The organism is Luteolibacter arcticus (assembly GCF_025950235.1).
Classification (GTDB): Bacteria; Verrucomicrobiota; Verrucomicrobiia; order Verrucomicrobiales; family Akkermansiaceae; genus Haloferula; species Haloferula arctica.
In genome coordinates this window covers 1-1,800 of sequence record NZ_JAPDDT010000037.1, presented here as the reverse complement: position 1 = coordinate 1,800, position 1,800 = coordinate 1, and the positions used below count along the sequence as shown (strand labels likewise).

Here is a 1,800-nt window from a genome sequence, read left to right as displayed (position 1 = left end):
ATCCCGAGCTTCTCCAATACCTGACCTAACTAGTACAGATTAAAATCCGCGGGGAGATGATTTTTCAGACAGCCTCTGAATGAGAAGATCCCGAGCCCGGTCTCGACGGAGGTGTTCGCGTATCCTTTCAAATTCCTGCCGATCGCCGCGAGCGGGATTCCGCGGTATGCGCCGATGAACTTGGGATTCGCGACGGACATGATCGACTACTCGGGTTCATCGTCTGTGAGAGAAGGACTAGGATGGATGGGATGATGGGATGATGGGATGATGGGATGATGGGATGGGGAGGCTCGGTCGAATGCTGGGCGCTCGGAATCAGCACCACCATCCTGTCTTCCATCTGCGTCAATCTGCGTAATCTGCGGTTGGATATTCCAGCGGCTTGGACGTGGCCGAAGACCGGAAGCGATCAACCGCAGATGACGCAGATGAACGCAGATTAAGAGGATGGGGAACCAAGGCTGGAGGCTGGGATGTTTAGGATGGATGGGCCGGGTCCAATCCCAATTGCTCTTCTTGATCTACGTGCATCCCGTTCATCTGCGGTTGGATCGGGGCGTAGTTGTGGAAGGGGGAGAAGATTCAACCACAGATGACGCAGATGAACACAGATTGGGAGATTGGGATGAGTGGGAGGGAGGTTCACTCTTGGGCGATCGCGGCGATCGTGGAGGGTCGGTTCAATCCACCTGAACAAGCCGTCTCTACCCTGCACTCGAAAGCTGCGGATGACCGCAGCAGTCCGAGGGCGGCTGCGCCGCGGTGATGGGGCGGGGCGCTGGGATGGTTGTGGGTCGTGTGGGGCGCGTTGGTCGGTCCGTTGGTCGTTCTTTTCGTCGCAAGGTTGGGCTCGGCTTGTGACGTATGCGGAGTCATGATGCGGGGCATGATGAGGACGATGGTGACGAGCGGGTTTGCGGTGGTGGGGGTGATGGCTTTGTCGGGAGGGCTGGCGACGGTGGCTCGTGCGGAGGCGGATGCGAATGAGGCGGGGCCGGCGGGGAAGGCGAAGGTGGAGGCCGTGGCGGTGGCGGCGGTGAAGGTGGAGGTGAAGGACGGGAAGATCGTGCTGCGGACGGCGGCGGGGGTGGTGAGGGAGCTGACGACTTCGGGGCGGGATGCGGCGCCGGTGTTGTCGCCGGATGGGGAGTGGGTGGTGTTTGTGCGGGCGGTGCCGGGGAGGAAGATTTCGACGGGTAGCGGGGAGGAGGATGCGGCGGAGCTGTGGCAGGTCCGGGCGGATGGGAAGGAGCCGACGCTGCTGGTGTCACCGCGCGATGCGGAGGAGGTGAAGGATGTGGTGGCGACTTTCCATGGCGCGCAATTCTCGGCGGATGGGCGGCTGGTGTATTACATGACGCCGGCGTGGGCGACATCGGGCGCGGTGCGGGTGGTGGACACGACGAATCGCAAGGACCGCTTTCTGATGGCGGGCAATACGCTCAGGGTGATTCACGCAGGTAAGTATCGCGATCACTTGCTGGTGATGCAGCGCCGGTACTTCCTGGGCGGTGGGTCGTATGATTGGTACTGGCTCTTCCAGGCGGATGGGAAGGAGGTGGGGCCGGTGGGGGAGGAGATGGAGGGATTTGAAGAGCTGTATTTGGAGGGGGCGGGAGAGGCGGAAGAGAGGTAACCGCTAAGACGCGAAGGTCGCAGAGGGAAGAGGAAGTGATCGGTGATCGGTGATCAGTGATCAGTGATCAGTGATCAGTGATCAGTGATCAGTGGAACAGCCGAAGGCAGAAGAGAACGAACCGCGGAGGCGCGGAGGAGATCGCGGGCGGAAGGTCGGGG

At 61.1% G+C, this 1,800-nt stretch carries 1 protein-coding gene; it reads left to right on the top strand.

All coding sequences use genetic code 11. The annotated features are described in order from the left end of the window. Positions 1-889 precede the first annotated feature (889 nt). Positions 890-1,639, top strand: a complete 750-nt coding sequence (locus tag OKA05_RS29235; protein ID WP_264490771.1) for a TolB family protein — start codon at positions 890-892, stop codon at positions 1,637-1,639. The last annotated feature ends 161 nt before the right edge of the window (positions 1,640-1,800 follow it).